Source organism: Paenibacillus pectinilyticus (genome assembly GCF_001700435.1).
GTDB lineage: Bacteria > Bacillota > Bacilli > Paenibacillales > NBRC-103111 > Paenibacillus_E > Paenibacillus_E pectinilyticus.
Genome location: NZ_LYPC01000014.1, coordinates 368,288 through 391,139 on the forward strand (window position 1 = coordinate 368,288; position 22,852 = coordinate 391,139).

General features: G+C 46.4%; 12 protein-coding genes. 11 read left to right on the forward strand and 1 reads right to left on the reverse strand.

The genetic code is table 11. The features are described from left to right. Nucleotides 1-68 precede the first annotated feature (68 nt). The 4 genes from A8709_RS09095 to A8709_RS09110 all read left to right on the forward strand — a co-directional run bounded on the left by A8709_RS09095 (nt 69) and on the right by A8709_RS09110 (nt 10,696). A complete protein-coding gene (locus tag A8709_RS09095; RefSeq protein ID WP_084224774.1) occupies nt 69-1,607 on the forward strand; it encodes an ABC transporter substrate-binding protein in 1,539 nt (512 codons plus the stop codon). 465 nt (nt 1,608-2,072) lie between these two features. Continuing rightward, nucleotides 2,073-4,742, forward strand: a complete 2,670-nt coding sequence (locus A8709_RS09100; protein ID WP_065852046.1) for a carbohydrate binding domain-containing protein — start codon at nt 2,073-2,075, stop codon at nt 4,740-4,742. Between the two features lie 29 nt (nt 4,743-4,771). After that, nucleotides 4,772-9,304 carry an S-layer homology domain-containing protein gene (locus A8709_RS09105; protein ID WP_167357041.1) on the forward strand — a complete coding sequence of 1,511 codons (4,533 nt, stop codon included), beginning with the start codon at nt 4,772-4,774 and terminating at the stop codon, nt 9,302-9,304. Between the two features lie 72 nt (nt 9,305-9,376). Then, nucleotides 9,377-10,696, forward strand: coding sequence for a glycoside hydrolase family 140 protein (locus tag A8709_RS09110; protein WP_065852048.1), 1,320 nt, complete (start codon nt 9,377-9,379; stop codon nt 10,694-10,696). A 46-nt stretch (nt 10,697-10,742) separates the two neighbouring features. Here A8709_RS09110 and A8709_RS09115 read toward each other — a convergent pair whose 3' ends face one another. Beyond that, entirely contained in the window at nt 10,743-12,254 is a 1,512-nt protein-coding gene (locus A8709_RS09115; protein WP_065852049.1) for a cellulase family glycosylhydrolase, read from the reverse strand. 337 nt (nt 12,255-12,591) lie between these two features. Between A8709_RS09115 and A8709_RS09120 the strand changes: the two genes are divergently transcribed. The 7 genes from A8709_RS09120 to A8709_RS09155 all read left to right on the forward strand — a co-directional run bounded on the left by A8709_RS09120 (nt 12,592) and on the right by A8709_RS09155 (nt 22,834). Further along, on the forward strand, nt 12,592-14,328 hold the full coding sequence (locus tag A8709_RS09120; RefSeq protein WP_065852050.1) for a polysaccharide deacetylase family protein: 1,737 nt from the start codon (nt 12,592-12,594) through the stop codon (nt 14,326-14,328). Between the two features lie 208 nt (nt 14,329-14,536). Next, a complete protein-coding gene (locus tag A8709_RS09130; protein ID WP_065852620.1) occupies nt 14,537-15,562 on the forward strand; it encodes an SGNH/GDSL hydrolase family protein in 1,026 nt (341 codons plus the stop codon). Nucleotides 15,563-15,610: 48 nt separating this feature from the next. Next, nucleotides 15,611-16,435 (forward strand): ChbG/HpnK family deacetylase, encoded by an 825-nt coding sequence (locus tag A8709_RS09135; protein ID WP_084224776.1) that lies wholly within the window; start codon nt 15,611-15,613, stop codon nt 16,433-16,435. After that, entirely contained in the window at nt 16,432-17,727 is a 1,296-nt protein-coding gene (locus A8709_RS09140) for a glycosyl hydrolase family 28 protein (RefSeq protein WP_065852052.1), read from the forward strand. The genes A8709_RS09135 and A8709_RS09140 overlap by 4 nt, the downstream gene beginning before the upstream one ends. A 151-nt stretch (nt 17,728-17,878) precedes the next feature. Continuing rightward, nucleotides 17,879-19,567, forward strand: coding sequence for an amylo-alpha-1,6-glucosidase (locus tag A8709_RS09145; protein WP_065852053.1), 1,689 nt, complete (start codon nt 17,879-17,881; stop codon nt 19,565-19,567). Between the two features lie 133 nt (nt 19,568-19,700). Beyond that, entirely contained in the window at nt 19,701-21,452 is a 1,752-nt protein-coding gene (locus A8709_RS09150; protein ID WP_065852054.1) for a sensor histidine kinase, read from the forward strand. Beyond that, nucleotides 21,449-22,834 carry a response regulator transcription factor gene (locus tag A8709_RS09155; protein WP_065852055.1) on the forward strand — a complete coding sequence of 462 codons (1,386 nt, stop codon included), beginning with the start codon at nt 21,449-21,451 and terminating at the stop codon, nt 22,832-22,834. The genes A8709_RS09150 and A8709_RS09155 overlap by 4 nt, the downstream gene beginning before the upstream one ends. The last annotated feature ends 18 nt before the right edge of the window (nt 22,835-22,852 follow it).

Here is a 22,852-nt window from a genome sequence, read left to right on the forward strand (position 1 = left end):
AGAATACGTTATTATCAAATTATCACCCGTTGAGCTTTATTTTCAACCAGAATAAGGAGGGTTATGATTTGTATTCACAGCTTAGAACTTTCAAGGGTTACGTGTTCCTTGCGCTCATTTTATTAGTATGTATGACAGGTTGTAATGGAGATAAGAACGGAAATGAAAGCGCTTCAAAAACGCCAGCTATAAGCAATCAACCGAACGCTATATCCCAAGTCCAGAAGCTGGATCCGCGTGAAGTATCGATTTATTATCCAGGACCTCCGCAAAGGGATGTAGCAATTGTTGAAGACGAAATGAATAAAATCCTAAAGGAGAAGATCAATGCCACGATCAAGATCAATGCGGTAGACTGGGCCAACTGGACGCAGAAAATGAATCTGATGCTCTCCTCTAATGAACCCTTCGATCTTGTGTTTACCGCAGCGTGGGACAATCTGAACGGTAATGTGGCAAAGAAAGCATTTATAGATTTACTGCCTCTAATGAACGTATATGGGCAAGATATAAAGAAAAATATGGATGACATATTTATTTCAGGTAATACTGCAAACGGCAAGCTATATGCGCTTCCAACCCAGAAGGAATATGCTAGTCAGCAAGGGATGTTCTTGAGCAAAGAAATGGTGGACAAATACAAGATCGACATCAAATCAATAAAGAAATTGGCCGATCTAGAACCGATTTTGCAAATAATAAAAGACAATGAACCGGATATGATCCCGATGTGGGCAAATCGAAACTGGCTAAATGTGCTGCCTTATGAGTACTTAGGTACCTTGAAGATCGTGGGTGCCCTTGTGAAAGATGGAGATTTGCAGGTTGTCAATCCATTTGAAAGAGCAGACACGAAGCAATTTTTCGAATTGATGTATAACTGGAACCGGAAGGGCTTCTTCCAGAAGGATCCTGGATTGAATACCGATCCTTCCGTCCCTATTAAAGCCGGTAAAGTATTCGCTCAATGGAGTCAACTAAAGCCTGGAGCGGACGGGGAGAAGAATTTTGTACTCAATCATAAAGTTGTACAGGTTGAATTAGAGCAAACGCCGTATACAACAACCAATGACTTAAATAATTCTATGCTGGCGATTTCCAGAACCTCCAGAGATCCGGAGCGGGCAATGATGGTGATGAATTTACTGCATAGCGATGCCAAGCTTCTGAACCTGTTGGTTAACGGAGTGGAAGGCAAACATTATGTGAAAGTGGATGGTAATGATCATGTAATTAAACTACCTGATGGAGCTACAGCAGGCGAAACCGGCTATTCCCCAGGGAACAATTGGATGTTTGGCAATCAATTTTTGAACTATCTTTGGGATAATGAGGATCAGCAGAAATGGCAGAAATATGATGCTTTCAATAAAGCAGCTAAATCGACAAAAGCTTTGGGATTCTTCTTCGATAGCACCAATACGAGGAATGAGGAAGCGGCCATTATTAGTATTTGGGATAGCTATATGGATGGTCTAACAACTGGTGTTCTTGACCCGAAGCAAAATCTTCCTGAATTTATCCTAAAGCTGAAAAAAGTGGGTTCAGGTAAAGTCATTGCAGAAATGCAGAAGCAACTGGATGAGTTTTTGAAGAACAAGCCTTGAGTCGATGTATCGCTTGGCTCACCTTTACTTAGCGGAATTTTCTTACGCTCGCCGCATCGTTTTCCCCAGCCTCGCTGACGTTGTTTCGTGTTCACAACCTCAATAAAATCTGCGGTCCGTCTTTCAACTTCGAAATACAACCGATCGTTCCGATTACTATGTCGACCATTGCATCATGTCTCGCATATAGAGCTTTTATAAAGCCATTTTGGAGGGGATTCCGATCTCTACCAAGATGGCTTTTTCGTTCAGGAGGACATTTGACTGATAGGGGTACGAAAATAGACTGAATGCTTCCAAGCTGACCTGCTGTATGGATGCTATTTAGGTACCAAGTGCGTGTAATTCTCTCTCTCGGGCTTGGATGGGAATGGCATACAATCAATACGTATCTAGGTGAAAGGGGAATTGCTATTCCCTTCTTTCATGTAAGCGTATGCAAAAATATTCTCAAGGGAGGCAATCATGGGGAGAATGCATGTGAGGCGAATGGCTATATTTCTCGCGTTGGCTTTAGTAATGACGTCATTATTAACCGCCAGTCCTGTTGTGCGAGCGGATTCAGATGAGGGTAATTTATTGCTGAATGGAGGATTTGAGCAAGATGTAGACAATTGGCAAGCTTGGGGCAGCGGGTTTCAGGTGGTAACGGATGCCGTCTATACGCATAGCGGAAATAAAGCGGTGGAAGTTGCGAATGCGAATGGCGGGGGGCAATTCATTCACCTCAAAGCCGCAACGACCTACAAGCTAAGCGGGTACGGCAAAACAACAGGCGGTACAGGTGGTGGCATTACGGTCTGGTATACACTACCGGGGGATTCCGACATGCAAGATCGGCAGATTGGCCTTCGTTTTGATGGAAACGATACGAATTACACGTACAAAGAAACCACCTTCACGACATCGGATGATCTGGTTGAAGAGGACTACAAGTCTCGCATAGGGATTTGGAATGATGGTTCCCCGTTGCTGTATCTCGATGATTTCTCACTGGTTGAGGTAACGAGTCCTGCTGCGGATTCACTTATCACGAATGCCAGCTTTGAAAGCGATCTCGCGAGCTGGAACAAATGGGCAGGGACCTTCGCTGTGACATCCGATGCCGTACATAGCGGGAATCATGCGTTGCAAATTGATCAAAATAGTGGAGGCAACCAGTGGTTGCAGCTCATGCCCGGTAAAACGTACAAGTTAGGCGTATATGGCAAAACGACGGGAAGCGGTTCGACCGGATCGGTGGTGGTGAAGTACATGCAGCCGGGAGATACCGAACCGACGGATAAGAACGTAGTGATCCCGTTTGATCTCTCGAATAGTTCCTTTACTTATAAAGAACTGACGTTTACGACGCCACTAGATATGGTAACTGGTGATTATAAGACTTATGTGGGAATTTGGAATGAAGGCGTGACCACACTGTATCTTGATGATTTCTCACTTAGAGAGGTGGGCAGCTCAACTGGTGGTTCAAGCGGCGGCTCCAATGGCGGATCGAGCAGCACACGGCTTCCGAAGTTGACCTCCCTGCAAGTTGGGGGATCCACGGTGGCTGGCTTTGACCCGAACCTTAACAGTTACGATGTCAATCTGCCCTACGGAACGACGGTTGTACCGCAAGTTTCTGCTTCAGCATCGACTGAGCAAGTTGTCATCACGCAGGCAGAACAAGTGCCAGGCACAGCGGTGGTACAGGTCATAGAAAACGGGCAAACGAACCGTTATTTTGTTCGATTTGTATGGACGGCCTCAGCAGCATTGGATGAGAATTTCAATGGGGCTCCGATGGGCACACTCCCTGCCGGCTTCGAAGTTAGGCAGAATGGAGCGGGAACCTATCAGACCGTGGCATTGGACGGTGATCAGGTTCTTAAGCTGAAGCATACGACAGATCAATCGACCAATGGCGTGACGCACAGCTTTGATCCACAGACGGGGAGCTTTACTTTCGAGTACCGCATGAAAAATACAGATCAAGGTACAGTTCCAATTATACGTCTTGGCAATAAGGCTGCAGGAACCACGGCACTTTCACTTGTGGAAGGCTGGGGGCCGAAGTTCAATATCATTGGGCAGGATTTTTCTTCGGCTGACAAGCCAGAGAACAAGATTGTAGATGCAAATCTGGATTTGAATGCATGGCGTCATTACAAGCTGATCGTGAATGTACCTAAGCAGACCTTCGATATTTATCTCGACGATGTATTGCGTGTGCAAGGAGCCCATTTTCTCGCAAACATCTCTTCCATAGATACACTCTCTATTGAACATATCGCATGGGCGCAAAGCGGAGAAACATATGTGGATGATATGAAAATAAATCAACTTCGGACGACACCTAGCTATGCGTTTAATGGTGATTTCTCACAGGGATTGACCCATTGGTCACTTGCTGGCGACCAAGCTACCTTGGAAGATGATCACGGCAGAGGGAAGCTGTCGCTCCCAGGTAACAGCGGTGATGTCAACGTAACCTTATCGAAAGCCTATTTGGCTCAAGGTCAGTCATATGCACTGTCCTTCTCTGTAAGAGGCTCGTTCGAGCAATCCGTGACAGTCAGTGTCTACAGCAATGGTGAATCCGATAGCCAATTACTTCATTCCGAAACGATACAAGCCGGGACTGCACCTCACCTGTCTACCCTATATTTTCAGACAAATGAGACGGATCTGAATTTGCAGAATGTGAAGCTGGTATTCACCTTCCATCAAGCAAGCGCTCAGGCATGGACCGGATATCTCGATAACATCCAATTGCTGCCCTCGGACGCGGTGCTTCCGCTACTGAAGTCAGTGGAATATTTCACGATTGATACGATTCAGGCAGCAGATGTCGTTACAGCTGAGGGAACGCCGTATGCAGGTGTTCCAGTTAAACGAGTAACAGCGACGTTCATGAACGAGTCTCTGGCGGGCCAGCATGCGCAATTCTTCCTTGCTGTGGTGGATGCCAGTGGAGCCTTTGTATCTAGCAGCGCATGGGAAAGTGATGTGGATGCCAATGGAGAGACATCGCTCACGGCCTCATTCCTACTGCCAGGGGATGCGACCGGTTACCGTATTCAAGCCTATGTAAGAAATCCGGAACAGAAGCAAGCATATTCGCCTATCGCCGAGAGGGCGCTTGAACGATGACAATGAGAGGCTGTGAATAAATGTTGGGGATGAAACGTTGGTTAATGAGCTTCATGGTGTGCACGCTTGCTTTACTTCCTGCTGCTGTGCTCCCAGTTTCCCATTCTGCTGTTGCCGAGCAAGCCGTCACGGGGCAACAACCATGGGAATGGCATAATGTGAATTTGCAGGGGATGGGCTGGGTCACTGGTTTAGTCACTCAGAAGACAGCACCTTACCTGATGTATGCGAAGACAGATGTCGGCGGGGCTTATCGCTATGACCGGGATAAGGACGAATGGATCCCTCTCACAGATGGATTTGGGTTAGATCAACGATATGCCTATTCGGTAGAAAGTATCAACATTGATCCAGGGCATCCGGATGATGTGTATATGGCTTCCAATGGGGCTGCGGAGGTAGGTGGGGAGATTTATAAATCCACGGATCGAGGGGCAACTTGGACCCCAACAGGGATGGCTTCGCATCACGTATACATGGGTGGCAATGATGATTTTCGTACGGAAACAGGTGAGCGGCTAGTCATTGATCCGCTGCAATCTGAGCATATGTATTTCGCTTCACGTGGAGACGGTTTATGGGAAAAAATAGGGAGTCTAGATTGGAAACAAGTCGAAGGCGGGCTGCCAACCGTTTCTAGCTGCGTGGTCAAAGCAGGGTGTGCTGGTGCAACCTTCGTAGCTTTCGACGCGGCTTCAGGTACTTCTCCGACAGGCGGAACGAAGATATTCTATGTCGGGGTGTATGGCACTGGTATTTATAAAACGATGGATGGTGGACAAAGCTTTGCCCTGATGGGTTACCCAAGCGGAGGCGAAAAGAAGTTTAATCGTGCTGTCGTGAATGAAAACGGTAATCTCTTCGTCAGCGATGGCAATACCGTGTTGCGAGCAGGTCGCTCCGATAGTTCGGCATCAAAAGTACTGGATTCGGCCAATTTCTCTAATGTGAATTTCAAAGGTATTGTCGGTATTGATGTGAAACCAGATGAGCCTGCTACACTTTATGCACAAGCAAGTGATTCTGATGCTGGTAACGCTTGGATGTATGAGAGCGTAGATGAAGGTGCCACATGGCAGGCTAAGCAGCAAATGAAAGTACAAGAACCGGCTTATTATCCGAGTTGGTGGTCCAACCACGAGCGGGCTGGGCTAGTTGTGGATCCGATTGATCCGACTGTCGGATGGACGACAACAGGCTTTGGTATTTTGAAGCTAACAGGCATTAACACGAATACGCCTAAGGCCGCAGCGAATATGAAAGGTGTTGAGGAGCTGGTAGGGTATAATGCCAAGGTTCCCCCGCTTGCTGGAGGATTTGACGTACATGTTGGGGCAGCAGATTCCGCAGGCTTCTCCGTACGTGATCGGGATACCGTGCCGGCTACGCGCCTCATGAGTCAACGGTATGACGGCCCGCCAATGTATGGCATCAATCTAACACAGATGTCAGGGTTGGATTACAGCTATCAGAAGCCGAATTACATGGCTTACACGGGCTATCATCAGTTCTCCTTATGGAACGGCGAACCGTATCATTTCTTCGGCACGACATCCGATGGTGGACGAACGTGGAACGAAACGGCTAAGAAAGCAACGCTGGACACAATTGGCGGAATGATCGCGATGTCATCAACGAATCCTGCGAATCTTGTATGGTCGCCGTATAACGGTTATCTCAAATATAGTACCGATAGCGGTCAAACTTGGCAGGATGCCAGCGGCTCCTATTCGGAAAATAACACGCATGGTCATTTGTATGAGCGATCAAGCACATGGTGGAGTGCTACGCAGAATGTTGTTTCTGACAAAGTGAATGGGCAGAAGTTCTATATGTTCACAGAACGCAATGCGCTTACAGCGGAGTTCTATATGAGCACGGATGGAGGCAAAACGTGGAACTTAACGTACACAGGCTTCCAAGCCAAAGAAGGGGAGGATTTCAGTTCACCGAATCCCCAGCATCTAGTGAATTTTGCAGCACTTCCGTTTACAAATGTGAAAGTCAATCCTACCAAGGAAGGCGATGTTTTTCTAGTCTCCAAACCAGGTGATTTCCCTGATGACCGGGCTACAGTCTATCCGAAGCTGTATCGTTCCACGGACGTGAGTGTTTCACAATTTGTTGAGGTGCCGAACGTACAAGGAGCTGTGGATGTAGCCTTCGGGAAAGGGGATTTGCCGGACCAACCCTATATTTATTTATATGGCAAAGCGAATGGAGACACGGAATCTGGTGTGTATGTGTCCAAGGATAATGGAGCCACGTGGACGTGTATCACGAATCCACAACAGACGTTTGGTCGCATTAATCAACTAGAAGCGGATATGCGCTATCCCAATCGTGTGTATATGGCGCTTTCTGGACGCGGATTCGTGTATGGGCAGTTAGCTGACCAACCAGATGTGAACGTAACTAGTGTAACTGGTGATCAAGCGTTAGTGAACCCGATTCAAGATGCTCGTGTTTATCATGCGGGCACGAACGTTACGATTCAAGCAGCAGCAACAGCTAAGCAAGGGGCGACAATTCGCAAAGTAGAGTTTTTCGCTGGAGATCGTAAGCTGGGCGAAGATACGACAGCTCCTTATTCCCTGACGTTGAATCAGTTGGCTGTTGGCAACTACAATATCGTAGCCAAAGCGACGGATAGCAACGGTTTGGAGCAGTTTTCCTCTCCTCAGGATTTCTATGTGCGTCAATATTCAGAGCTAGGTGAAATCACGTATAAGAATGAATTGGGCGAACGTGTGTCTGATTTACAAGCAGGCCAAACCGTTGAAGTTAACGCGTCACTAAGCAGTACATCCAAGGACGACCATGGGGTTCGTTTGATTGCAGGGCTGGAAGATCGGAGTGGCCAGTTGGTTCAGTTGGCACAGACGGAAGCCAAGCTGCAAGGCAGCGGTAAAGCCGTGTATTCCGTAAAAATCAAGCTGCCTGCGCAGATTGATGGTCTGCAGTTAAAGGTTTATGTTTCGGACGATGGGTATCATGGTGCGGTCACACCTGTCTCGACATTGCCTGATACAATGGCTCCTACATGGCCGGATACGGCGAAGCTCTATTATTCAGAACGAACATCCCATAGCGTAAAGCTATATTGGCCAGATGCTGAAGATGGTTTCGGAGTGGCGAGCTATGCCGTTTATCAGGAAGGGCGTGTTGAGCCTGTTGCCGTGCTAACTGAACCAGCGCAAGCGCATCAAGTGATTATTAACGGTTTATTACCAGCTACATCGTATCATTTCAAGGTAGTGGCACAAGATGCAGCAGGCAATGCTTCTGCTCCTTTGGCGGCCGCAGATCTGACAACCAAGGCAAGTGCTTCAGGTGGGGATAGCACAGTTCCGAATCAAGGAAATCCAACAGGCAATGCTGCGAATAATTCAGGACCATCGGTTGTTGTGAAACAGAAGCCAGCGCTCTCGAATGGTCAAGCTCAGGTTGAGTTTACCTTGCAAGCGATTCAGGATTCGCTCAACAATCGCAAAGATGCACAGCTAATCCTTGAAGCGTCGCAAGTGGATGGAGCGAAAGACATCGAGGTTACATTCCCGAGTGAGTTGTTCCTTCCAGCTAACGGTCATGAGAAAGCGATTATCATTCAGACACAGTTTGCAAGCTTTACGCTGCCTACAAGCTTCTTAGGGGATAAGCTGGCGAATGGTCAGAAGATCGAACTGACGATTCGCCCATCGGATCTCACACAATGGTCTGGGCAGATAGCGAATAAAGTAGACGGTAGACCGATGGTTGATTTGAGTCTAAGGGTAAATGGCGACGACGTTAGTCACTTCCAGCTGCCGATTCAAATTGCTATTCCTTACTCGCTAAGAGCGAATGAGCATGCAAACACGGTCGTTGGGAACTATTTGACACAAGATGGTAAAGACGAAATCATAAAGGACTCTTATTACAATGAGGCTGCTGGTCAGCTCATCATCCATGTGAATCATTTCAGCTCCTATGCGGTCGTCGTGCCAGAGGTGACATTCGCGGATGTGAAGGATGTCCCTTGGGCGACTGAAGCGATAGATGGATTAGCCGTGCGAGGAATCATAGAAGGTATAGGTGATCACCAGTTTGATCCTGACCGAAATGTGACACGAGCCGAGTACGTGCAAATGCTCGTACATGCACTTGATTTCAGGACAGACACGACCGTAAAATCTTCATTCCTAGATACTCAGCCAGAGGATTGGTATTATCAGGCTGTCGCTGCCGCTGAGAAGTTAGGCATCCTGACAGGGTATGAAGATGGAAGCTTTGGTGCTAACCAAGTGGTGACGAGAGAGGACATGGCGGTCATGACAGCAAGAGCCTTACGAGTAGCCAAGTTAGAGCCTCCTATGTCCAAGGACAACGTTGAGTTCAAAGATCAGAATCAAGTGGCCGATTACGCGAAGTCAGATGTGGTATGGCTGGCAGCCGCAGGCCTCATTCATGGTATTGGGGAGAATTCATATGCCCCAAGGTACAACACAACAAGAGCACAAGCAGCAGTGCTTATGTATGAAGTATGGAAGAACAAAGTTAGAGATTCATCCGTAAGTAAATAAAGGGTTAGACAGACCAAGCAGATGAACCGAGTGGTTCTTATGCTTGGTCTGACATGATTTGAGGAGGATACGATGGAGCGATTGGTGGTACGTCACACGAGAAGAGATTTAGCAGAAATCGGTGGAAAGCCGTTCTTCTGGATGGGGGACACGGCGTGGGAGCTATTTCAACGGTTAACGTTGGAAGAGGTGGAGTACTATTTCAGACGACGCAGTGAGCAAGGGTTTAACGTCATTCAAGCCGTACTATTAGCTGAAATGGATGGTCTGCGTGCAGGGAATGTTTATGGCGAAATCCCCCTGCATAATCTTGATTCGGATAGCCCGAATGAAGCCTATTTCAGACATATCGACCATGTAATTGCATTAGCTGAGCAATATGGCTTATACATGGCGATTCTTCCCTGTTGGGGGGATAAGCTCATGGAACCAGGTGTAGGTCCTCGGATCTTTGATCCCGGTTATCAGGATCAAGGCGTGGAGTCGGCCAAAGCAAAGGCTTTCCGATATGGGAAATATGTAGGAGAGCGTTATCGCGACCGTCCCAATCTGATTTGGGTATTGGGCGGAGATCGCGATTACACGGAACAAAATGACCCGCAGAGTCATCTAAAGGATGTTATTCGAGCGATGTCTAGCGGGCTTGCGGCTGGTGACAACCGAACGCATTTACAAACCTATCATGTGTGCAGAAGTTCTTCACTCTATTTTCCAAATGAGGATTGGCTGGATTTCAATATGACGGGCAGCTACCATTTCGCGGTGGATTTACTTGATTCCTATATGTTTACAGACAGAGATTACAAGTTGGAACCCGTTAAGCCTACATTGGACGCTGAACCGCGATATGAGAATCACCCGATCAATTGGGAGCCTGTGAACGGGGTATTTGAAGCTTACGACAGCCGCCAAGCCGCTTACTGGTCTGTGTTTGCCGGCGCTTGTGGACATACGTATGGTTGCCACGATGTGTGGCAATTTCACTCGGAGAGATTCGAAGGGGTGTGGTATCCTACGCTTCATTGGAAAGATGCGCTTGAGCTTCCGGGAGCTTCGCAAATGGGTTGGCTTCGTTCTCTGATGGAACGCGGACAAATGGGAAGTTGGGTACCGGATCAGGCGATATTGGTCGATCCCCTTGAAGGCGGAGATCATACCTGTGTACTTAGAGGCTCAGAGGAGACGCTCATTTATAGCCCTAAAGGGCGTGAGTTTACTATCCAATTAAACAAGCTTCCCGCACAGATTCATCATCTATGCTGGTTTGATCCAAGGCATGGAACCTACACGCCAGTGAAAGTCTGGAAACAGGCGTATGCAGAGAAAATGACATTTCAGCCTCCAACTTCAGGCAGAGGTTGTGATTGGATACTTGTTCTAACCTATTCATAAGGAGAAGGCGATTCCAAAATAGGAATCGCCTTCCGTATAAATAAGGCTATTGCTGAATAATTTGGATATCGTCCGCGTAAAATTCAGCGGAAGCATCGCCTTTCCATATGAACACTGTACCATCTGAGAAATCCGATGGTGTCGTGAAGGTAATTTCATTCCAAGACCAGTAGGAACCACCTGTGTACGAAAGGATCTGCTGTGTCACCGAACCAGATAGCGTTGTATACTTAACGCCTAGATCGGCTTTGCCATATCCCCAAGCCATGAGCTTATAGGTTGTATTCGGTCTTAGGCCGATATTTTGCCCGGCACCGCCCGCTGCACCTGCACTAATCTTGATGGCTTTCGCTCCGTTCTTAACAATCGACGTGCTCACAGACGCTTGCCCCCAATTGTTCCAGAAAGACAAATTGTCTTCGAAAAAACCATTATTCATGATGGGGAAATTATGTTGGGGTACTGGCGTGCTTAGTGAGCTTCGATTATCATCCCAGATCAAGCTGCCCATCCAGGTCAGGTTGGAAGGTTTGACGCCATCCGTACGATTGATTTCGTAACCGCCACCGCTAGTTGAACCCGTGGTCAAATTGAAATTATCATCGCCCTCACTTACCCAATGCCAGGCAACTCTGCCGATATGATTCGGAATGGCTACATTAAGCACAGCCTCCATGGCTAGGGCTGTAGAAGCGTTTGATCCGCCATATTCACCAATAATGACAGCCAAATTCTGATTATGTGCTTGTGTCATATAATTGCTCAATCGTGTTGCGCCGTTACTCCAATTATCGTAGGGATGCAGGGAGAAAATAATATTTGCGTATTTGTTCTTCAGATAGGCGCCTTGTGAAATAATGGCACTATCTGAATTCCCGCCTAGATAGCCGTTTGCTTGTCCCCAATTGTGTTCATCGACAACGATAATATTTTGAGCACCAGTAGCACGAATGGCTCCAATGATGTCATCGTGGAAGTTTTTCCATTTGGTGATCGAATCGGCATTTGAATAACTACCTAGTCCGGGTTCATTGGCAATATTAAACCAAACATAGGGATTATTTTTGTACGTATTCGCAATATTGACCCACCAATCTTTCATTTCCTGTACAGAAGGGATTCGATTTCCACTCCCATCATAGGTCACGCTGCTCTCGGCCCAAGTCCCGTAGATATCGTGGTTTTCAATCATGGAAACGACGCCTTTGGCTGTAAATGCATTAACAATCGCATTCATATCCAAATTGTTGGCTACACCATGTTGAGCCATCCGTGGAAATGTGTTGATACGCACCGTATTGAACTGCCATACATTGGAGATTAACGTAGCATCTTGTGTTGTTTCACGCGAATAGGGCCAACGAGGACCGTTTACATTCACGCCTTTGACGATAAATTCATTACCGTTGGGATCGTTGATCGTGGTGCCATTTACTTCAAATTTGCCAGTGCCCGCTGCATGGGCTGGCGTACTTGAAATCGGCGTGAACGGTACAATCAATAGGGCAGCCATGGTCACCAGGATCGTTTTTGCATACGCTTTCAAACCTAAGTTCAATTGAATTGCCTCCTTTAAAATGAAGTTCAAATACCAATAAGTTGACGGTAACAGGTACCTCCTTCCGTTGAGTTGATAACCAGCAACAGTAGATATGAAGGTTATACCTTTAAAGTAACATAATGGAAGTTATTTCGTGGTGAGACAATGTGATGTCACTGGTAGGGGAAATGTCTACATTTGAAGTTTGGTTTTGAAGATGAGGGAATCGTGGCTTATCGCTCATAGCTGACTTCCACTCGAATGTCTTACCTTCAGCAATCTGATGTCTCTCTCGGACATGCGAAGCCTCCACCTATAATGGTTGTCAGATCATCTTGTGAAAAGAGGGAATACCATGAGTAAAATGTTCGTCAATGTGATTCATCGCGCCGATCGGGGTGCTGCGATGTTGGAAGGGCTTCGTTTTCAACAGGATGAAGCTCATCGTGCTGGAATCCGAACTACGATTCTGATGTCTTACGAAGGTCTATGTGATCCAGACATGATCGCTTATGTACAGTCCCAACATGCCTTAGGGGATGAGGTGGGCATACATTTTCATAATATGATGTGTGAGGAAATGCTTCCTTATGCGGAGAGTGATGAACAAGCCATCTACTTACATGCGACCAGCTCGAAACAAAAAATCATTGATCGTATCTTCGAGGTGTTTCAAGATCAGTTCGGTTTCGTTCCAACTGCGGTTGGCGGATACATTTTAGATACGGAAATTGTGCTGTATATCAAAGAGAAATACCCGCAGGTAAAGACAGCGATCACGAATTGCTTCGAGGAAGGCGTCAAGATGTTCGAAGGAAATAACGGTTCCTGGTATTTATTCAGTGACGGCGGTCCTTGGGGAGCTTTCCAACCTTCGAAATATCATCACCTAGCACCAGGTCGTAACGAGCAGCATGCTATTGATTTGGTCGCATTGCCACATTTAAATCGGGATATGGTTCTCGCCTTAACGAGTCGTGATGATTACTTTGCTTCGCATCCTGCGAATGTGATGAGAGCCAAGGCCAACGATGGACCGAATAGTCCGTATATGCGCCGCTTTATTGATCAATGGATTGAACAGAAGAACTACAATGGCTTCGCCTACTACAGTGTTTTTGTTAGCACGCCGTGGGTCGTGCCTGGCAATATCTTCGTCGATGATGTGAATCACTCGCGTGCGCTGTATATCGATTCCTTGCAATATTTAAAAGAAAAGAAAGAACGGGGTGAAGTCGACTTCGTGACGATGACCGAGTTTGCTGAAGTCTACAAGGAGCTAGTTCCCGTAGGGACGCCGGAAGTAAACCTGTGGAAAGATATTCTATGCGGAACGAAACGGCAGACCTACTGGTATGTGGATGCGTATTTTCGCGCAGCCATTGATTTGAATATTGGTGGTGTCATCTGTGACTTCCGACCGTATGTAGGGGAAGTTGCGGGTGATATGGGCCCTGATACCGACATTCTGTGGGACGGTAATTATCCCTATGTCATTGCGAGAGAGCACCGTGGGCATTCCGGTCACCGTTGTCGGATCCAGTATGGTGAGCTATCAGCCAGTATTGAAGGTGTGCGTGCCAAAGGCCGCGTTGCGAAGTCGCCTGAAGGGAAGCAGCAATTGATCGTGGAGCCGATTCGCGTGCAGGTCGGCGAACTTGAGGTGACGCTGGAATCGATTTTCACCTTCGTTGGGGAAGGCCGGATTGGGATTGAACGACGTGTACTGGAACTCTCTGTTCCTAATGCGTCTATAACAATTTCTGAAGTGTTCGATGGATGTTACGGCACGACGGACTATCCAGAAAATATGCGTGGAATTGAATTAACAGCAGCATCTAGCGTGACGGATGAAGTAAGCACATTGCCTTATACGTACCGCTCCAAAGAAGTGAGTGTAGAGGCACCAAGCTTCGTTGCAGCGACGATTCCGCAAATTTCCACGCGCATCTCCCTCATCCCTTTCGATTCAGCCGATCGTGGTTCTATCAAAGAAGGCGTGTTATTTAAGCCATATTTCAAGCTAATGCTGGAACAACAAGTCCAACAAGGAGGTGCCATGCGCACATGGTTGACGGTGGAAAAACAATGAAGTTACTGTTATGTCCTTCATGTTTCGCTAGGGAAATAGACTATTTGCTGGCGTATGATCAAGAGGATGATGAGTATTATTGCCAGAGATGCTGCTACGCGGGTAAGGAAGAGAACGTTCAAGCTTTCTATATCGCATTCCGAAATGAAAAGTACAAGCTCTACAATAAATAAAACGAAGAGGGGTGGCAACGTTGATTTATCACAATATGGCATTTCATAATGTGGCTGAACTTACCCCGATCGGTGAAGGTACGGCGGTGCAGTTGTGCCGGATCCCGACGGAATTGCGTCTGCAACTACATGCATTCGCACATGACTCGGGTCTGAAGACCGGAGGTATGGAAATTCGGTTTCATATGATAACCGATCGCGTGACCTTATTTCTGGAAGTAGTAAATGCCGCTCAATTGACAAGCGGGCATACGGTTGCTCAGGTGTATCATGGTATCTTTCAGGAAACATCGCCGCGAATTCTTGGTACACATGTGACAGAAATCGTGATTGAACGCCCAAGTGAACTCGCTTTGATGAAGCAAATCGCGGACAAGGAAGGACTTGCGTTTGCGCCGGATCTGGTTCGTGTCATTCTGCCCTATGAAAGTCAGATAGCCTTCGTGCGCGTTGAGGGGGAAACTGAGCCGCCAAGAGCAGACAGTTTTCCAGACAAGCGATTGCTAGTCTATGGTTCTTCCATCTCTAATGGTGCTTCGGCGGTTCGTCCGACCGGCTCATATGCGATGCGAACGGCTGCTGGCATGGGAATGGATTTGTTGAATGTATCGTTTGCGGGGGGCGCGATGGTAGATAGGGTCATGGCTGATTATTTGGCTGCACTATCCAATTGGGATACGGCTTTCATAGAGCTTGGGATTAATATGATTTGGGATGTTCAAAAGGGAAGACCAGGCTCTCCGGATGAATTCCGGGAGCGGGTAGATTATTTCATATCACGGATTGCTGACGCTCATCCAGACCAATGGATTTTCTGCACCGATATGTTCACCTTCAAAGGAGATGTGAGTCAAGGGGAAGATCGACTAGCATTTCGTTCGGCCGTAGCCGATAAAGTGAAGCAAATGAATAAACCCAAGCTTGTCTATATTCCGGGAACTGACCTATTAACCAGTGCGTCGCTGCTGACATCCGATCTCATCCATCCTTCGGAAGAGGGTTTAATGGAGATTTCTAATCGATTAGTGGACATCATTCAGTCCTATTGGTCCGGTAAGTAAGCTTGCGTTCCGGGAGACATTGCACACACTGGGAGGGAGAGTAAGAGCATGGTAATGAACGAGCTTCAGATCATTCTTCGTGGGGATGATTTCGGAGGAAGTCAGTCAGCGAATGAGGCGATTCGAGAAGCCTGTGATGGGGGTCTTCTGAAGAATGTAAGCGTGATGGCCGTAGGCCCGTTTGTTGAACAAGCAGCTGAATTGCTCGCTCACCGAGCGGATATTTGCTTTGGCCTTCATATCACTATGAATGCCGAGTGGGATGATGTGAAATGGGGGCCTGAACTCCCAATTGCACAGGTTCCTAGTCTGGTGGATGCGAATGGTCATTTCTGGCCACATCCGATGCAAATGAAGGAACATGGGGTTGAACTCGCGCACGCCATTCAAGAAACGATCGCCCAATACGAGAAACTCTGCAGGCTCGGATTCTGTATCGCTTATGTAGATGAGCATATGTTCTTTCATTATGCGATTGAAGGCTACCGTGAATGGTTGGATGCGTGGTGTAAGCAGGAAGGTCTTATTAACTTTCATCATAGCTTTAGGGGGCTGCCAGAAGTTGAAATTACACCTAAGCAGATGATCTATCAAGCAGAAACTTTAGCCCAACGCTATTTAAATAAGCATATTTGCGCGTTGGAAACAGCACAGAGTGGGATCTATACCGTGATTGTGCACCCTGGAATGAACAGCGATGAGATGAGGCAATTTGGGAACGCTGAGCTCAGCGGCGAGCGGATCGCTATCGAACGGGATGCGGAGCGCCTGTTGGTAATCGATCCAAGGCTAAAAGCTTTTTATAAGCAATCAGGGATTTGCTCGATTCGGTATGATGAATTGTCTTTACAAGAAAGGAAGAATGTTACATGAGTTTCAACCAAGCTTACCCCAAATCAGTACCTAAATCACAAGAAGTGACCGTAAAGGTCAATGGTGAACAACTGGACGTTCTTCAGACAGCGGTTGCTTATTATACGTCAGCAGCTTATTCCGGTGAGATCGAGGTGGAAATTCAAACGGTCCGCGATATTCGCTCCGTTGTTATCAGTCCGTTAAACCTAAATATCACGTCCGAAATGACTGGTAATACACTCACATTTAAGTTAACGCAACCTACTTATCTGCATATCAAAATGGATGGTATCGCGCTGCCGCTGTTTTTCTACGGGAACGCAGAGTCCCCGTATGATGGCGCGGCGACCTATTATTACCCAGGCGGGCAAATCTACGAAGTGGGCGAAATCGAACTCCACGATGGGGAGTCGCTCTATATTGAGGCAGGGGCTGTAGTTAAAGGCAGCATTCGTGCACATGGCGCCTCCGGTATTAAAATTTACGGAAATGGTGTTCTGGATGGGTCGTATTTTCACGGTGTGCGAGATTATCGGACGATACTTCTCTATGATTGTACGGATGTCACCATCCAAGACATCATTATGGTAGAGCCTCCCTGCTGGATGATTATGCTTGCGAATTGCAGACAAGTTCATATTCATCACTTGAAACAGATTGGTGAAGTAGTGAGCTCGGATGGTATTGATCTTGTAGGGTGTCAAGATGTCCTTATTGAGCACTGTATTTTACGAAATAATGATGATTGTGTGGTTATTAAAGGCTTTGATTGGGCTGAGAATGAGCAGAAGCCGATGCTCTATGCAGCCAAGGATGTGCACGGGATTGCAGTGCGTTCGTGTGTCTTTGTGAATGGGCCATCAGGAAATGCAATTGAGATCGGACATGAGTTAATGATGGACGAGGTTCGACATGTCATTTTCCATGATATCGATATCGTATCCGTTCAGGGCTATGGCGCCGCTTTAAGCATTCATGTTGGGGATCATGCGACGGTTCGTGATATTGTATTTGAGCAGATTCGAATCGAGCATTATTACGATAAATTAATTGATTTTCGCATCATGCGCTCCATGTATAATCAGGACCCCGAACGAGGGCATATCCAAGATATTTTATTAAAAGATATCAGCGTCCGCAAATCACAATATAACGCCGGCTATTCAATTTCACTTATTGGCGGCTACGATGCGACGCATCGCGTTCAGCGGGTAACCTTCGATAACTTCCAGCTCGGTGGATCCAAAGTGATGAGTGGGAACGAACTCGATCTCTTCGTCAAAGAAGCGGATGAGATCATTTTTAAATAAAACACAGCGAATTTCCTGCACGAAGTACGAAAATCGAACGATTTTCCACTAAATTCGTTCGATTTTGCTACGTTTCAGATGAGGGTTCCTTCTATACTAAATGTAACTATGTCATGCACGTTCAGAATTGATAAAAGAAGGAGGCATCACCATGAAAGTGGATGTGTCCAGAATCGCGTGGAGTTATCCGGGTTCTTACTATACGTTATCGCAAATGACCGCCTATCAGGACGAGCCTGAGGGCCTATATATAAGAACGCTTCATAAAGATGTGCATCGTTCACGTATTGCCAGATTGGTTGTGCTTCATGAAGGACAGGCGATTCCCTATCGCGAGGAAGCTACAGCGACGAGTTTATCCCTGATCTCTGATTTCGGAAGCGTGAAGCTGATTTTCGAAGGTACGAATACGATTCAGTTTTACGGCGAGAATGTAGGGCTGGGTATTGAATTTATTCGGGCTTCACATGCTGTTCCTGTTAGAGAGGGTCAGTGTGATGTGAACTGTGACGGGCAGCGTGAGCGCGTGAGAATGACCATGCTGCACGGAAAGATGGCTATCGAATCACCTTGGAACGGAGATAATGCCGACTATGTGCATGTTCGATGCGAGGCACAGCCGACCGATTCCAGCTTTGAAGGTGTGTTCGAACTGTATCGTGACAGCATGGTTTGGCCGGAGAGAACGTATGCATCTTTTGCCGAGAGTCTAGCTAACGTGGAAGCGTCATTCGCGCATTATCTTGACGCGGCGCCGAAGCTGCCAGCGCACTATAGCGAAACCAGAGAATTAGCGGCCTATGTCAATTGGATGAGTCTGGTGAAGCCTTATGGACATATGCTAAGACCAACGATGTATGCTTCTAAAAATGGGATGAGCGGGATATGGAGCTGGGATCACTGCTTTCATGCGATGGCTGTAGCGGAGCAAGATCCTGATCTGGCATGGCATCAATGGATGACATTATTCGATCATCAAGATGCATTTGGCACGCTGCCGGATACGATTTCAGACGGATATATCATTCGAAGCTATGTGAAACCGCCGATCCATGGGTTTGCCTTACAATGGATGATGACCCACACGGATGGGATTACGAAGGACATGCTGGCAGAAGCCTATTCGCCTCTAAGCAAATGGACGAATTTCTGGTTGAAGCATCGTGACAGTGATGGCGATGGTATTCCGGAATATCACAATGGCAATGATAGCGGCTGGGATAACAGTACGATTTTCTACGAAGGCATTCCACTCGAAAGTCCGGATTTAGCGACCTATTTAATTATCCAAATGGAGACTTTAGCGACTATAGCCCATAAGCTAGGAAAAGTTGAAGATGCCAGGCAATGGACGAAACAAGCCGATTACTTACTCGCTAACATGTTAGAACACTTCATCGTCGACGATGTGCTTTGTGCCAAACGTTCAGGTAGTCATGAGATCGTCGACAGCAAATCACTTATCATGTTCATTCCGCTCCTGTTAGGAGAACGATTGCCGAAATCAGTTCGGGATCGTATGATAGAAGAATTGAAAATAGAAGGCGCATTCCTAACGAAATACGGTCTATCTAGCGAACGATTGGATAGTGACAAATACGAGGAAGATGGGTACTGGCGAGGGCCGATTTGGGCACCGCCGATGTTCATCCTCTCGCATGCGCTTCGCGAGCTCGGCGAGATCTCTTTTTCGCAAGAGCTGGCCCGAAGATTCTGCGATCTTGTGGCGCTAAGCGGGATGGCGGAGAATTTCCATGCAGAGACAGGGAAGCCTCTTCGTGATCCAGGCATCGTATGGACGTCGAGCGTATTTTTATTACTTGGCAGTAAATACTTGTGAGATAAGTAGGGAAATCATTTAGGGGATGTCATCTGGATATGTGAACCTTGTTAAGGGGTTCATGTAGCTGTGAGGCGTCCTTTTGATATTAGGCATGGATTCCGATTTATGCGAGAGACTGGGGAAGATAGCGATGATAACGAAGTTAGGCAAATTGGTTCATACGAATACCCTGCGGTTCAAATTAGTGGTTATTATGATAGCCAATGTTTTGATTCCTATCTTGCTCCTTGGGAGTATTTCTTTCTATTCGATCTATTCAATCCTACAGAACAATATTGAGAAAGGTGTTCAAAGTCGAATGAAGGAGATTGTGCATACCATGCAATCTTCCTTGGATAATTTGGGGTATGCTTCCCGCCAGCTTACGCTAGATGGGGATATTGGTGGACGATTGGAGCAGTACATGAATCCTACCATTCCGAACAATTTGAAATCGGACATCCAGAGTGATATCGAATCGCGACTTACGCTGATCAGTTATGCGAATCAAGGGCTTGGCGCGATGTACTATTTCATTCCCGAACAGAAGCTGAATCTCTTCGAGACGATGCTGATCAAAAAAAACGTGAATCCGATGGATTTTCCTGTGCTGCGCTCGGAACCCGTTACCTTATATCAAGGGCCACATCCTAGTATTTATTTATACAGTGATAATATGGTTTTCTCCATTATTCAAGAAATGACAGGCAATAAAAATTTGCCGAAAACGTATGTCTATATTGAAACGAATTTTAAAGTGTTTCGTGACTTATTCCCGAAGGATGCCTTCGGGTTTCATGTGAATTACTTAATCACGGATGGTTCACAACATATTCTTTATAGCGATTTGGCAAAGACCTATCCGGTAAATTCGCAGTTGACACTAGCCGATAATAAAGCAAGCCAAATTGTTTCCAAACACGGTCAAAAGCTTTTCGCCGAGCGTGGAGAAGGGGATTGGTCCATTGTAGCGGTTGTGGATAAAAATGATTTATCCAATGAAATCATTTCATGGTCAACCAGGTATACGTTGATTGCCATAGGCTCACTAGCCATCAGCTTATTATTAGCTTGGATGACGTGGCGCATTATACATCAGAAGCTTCATCTATTGAAAAATGAAATTAAAATGACGGCGGATTTACAATTTGATCGCCCCTATGTGCCTATGAACATTGTGGAATTCGACGAAGTCATCGATCGATTCTACCTGATGCGAACCAAAATTCGAGATCTCATCATTGAAGTTGAAGAGAAAGAGAAAAATAAACGCAAGCTGGAAGTTCAGAAGCTCAAATATCAAATTAACCCGCATTTCATTCACAATACATTAAATACGATTCAGTGGATTGCTAGAATGCATAAGCAGGAGGAGATCGTCAATCTAGTATCCGTATTCTCTCGTATTTTGCACTATAATCTAGGCAAAGAGGGCGAAATGGTACAAATTCGCGAAGAGATTAATGCTTTAAAGGATTATGTTACCTTACAGAAGATTCGATATAACCACCACTTTCAAGTCGACTTTCATATTGATCCGCTAGCAGAAGAACTAATTATTGTACGCTTCTTGATTCAGCCGCTAGTGGAGAACGCGATGTATCATGGGTTTGCGGATGATGATGGGCAGATTCATGTTCGTGTCTTCAAAGAATCGGCAACCTTCTTCATCATAGAAGTGGAAGATAACGGGCAAGGTATGACATTAGAGACCAAAGAGAAGTTATTGTATGCAGAAAACGACGCCCGAAAGAGCGGCTTAGGAATAGGCTTTAATTTTGTGAATCAAACGATTCGCGAATATTTTGGCGAGCAGCATACCATCGATATTCATAGTGAAATTGGTAAGGGGACGCTAATTCGGATTCGATTGCCAATTCTTAGCGGGGGGATGACAGAATGAAAACATTAATCGTAGATGATGAACATTTTGTTCGAAAAGGGTTAATATTAACCGTTCCATGGCAAGATTACGGGTTCGAAATTGTAGGCGAAGCGGAGAACGGGCAGCGAGCGCTGCAGCAGCTAGAAGCGCAGCTAATTGATGTCTTGATTACCGACTTAACGATGCCGAAGATGTCTGGATTTGAGCTCATGAAAGAAGTTCAACAACGGTATCCTCAGATTAAGATCGTGGTGTTAACGTGCCATCAAGATTTCCAATATGCGATTGAAGCGATGCAGTATGGTGCGATCGACTACTTGGTGAAAACGCAAATTGAAGAAGGCAAAATGGAAGAAGCGTTGGCAAGAATCGAGAAACGGATACGTGAGGATAAGCAGCGTGAGCCCCACGCTGGTCACAGCAAAGAGGAAATGCCGCTAGACATGTTTCTGTTCTCCCTAGTTCCTGGTGCATCGCCAGCCGAAATAACCTGGGAAATGAAACCGACAATTATCCCCATGGAGCAGGAATGTTATCGCATAACTGAGCATGCTTTCAAGTCCTGGCAGGAGATTCATCGCATGTGGGAAGCCAATGAATTATACGAAACCTGGATACCCATCATCTCTGAATCTGTAGATACGGAAAGCTATTACGCAAGCAAGGATTGGGTGAAAGGCATGATCGAATCGATCTTTTATACCTATCGCGAGGATCATCCTACACCGCTTGTTTGTAACGTACAGCAGTTAATTTCTCCGAAGAAGAAGTCTAAGGAACAGGGAGAGGCGGAGAAGATTAGTCGACTCTTTCAATCGCTTCACTGGATTTATGATACAAGCTTGTTTCAAACTTGGCAGCAGTTAGTTGAAGAACACCAACCCCCCTCCCAGGAATTTCGTAGAATGGTCGTTGATTTCTTGAAAGCGATCTCTCATCTGACTTGGATTCCTCAGGAGTTATGGCGAAGAAATGTGCGGTTCGAGGTAATGTGTTGGCATGAATTAAGTACGATGCTGTCCCAATTAAGGAACGTTCTACAGACAAGTTCCTTCTCGGAAGAGGCCGCAATCGGCATCTATAAAGCGATTCTCGTCATGCAGAAAGATATCGCAGAGAACTTAAATCAGGAGAACGTTGCTCAGCGAGTGGCCTTAAGTCGAAGTTACTTTGGACAATGCTTCCGCCCCATCGTTGGGATGTCATTTCATGAGCTTTTGACTGAGCTTCGGATTCGCAAAGCGGAAGATTTATTGGTAACTACGCATAATTTTATCTATGCGATCGCGGAGCAATCCGGTTTTAAAGATGAGAAATATTTCAGCAAAGTGTTCAAGCATCACCGGCATGTGCTCCCGACGGAATATCGTGACATGCATCGCCAATCGACGATGAGATAGACAAATGAGTGATTCGAG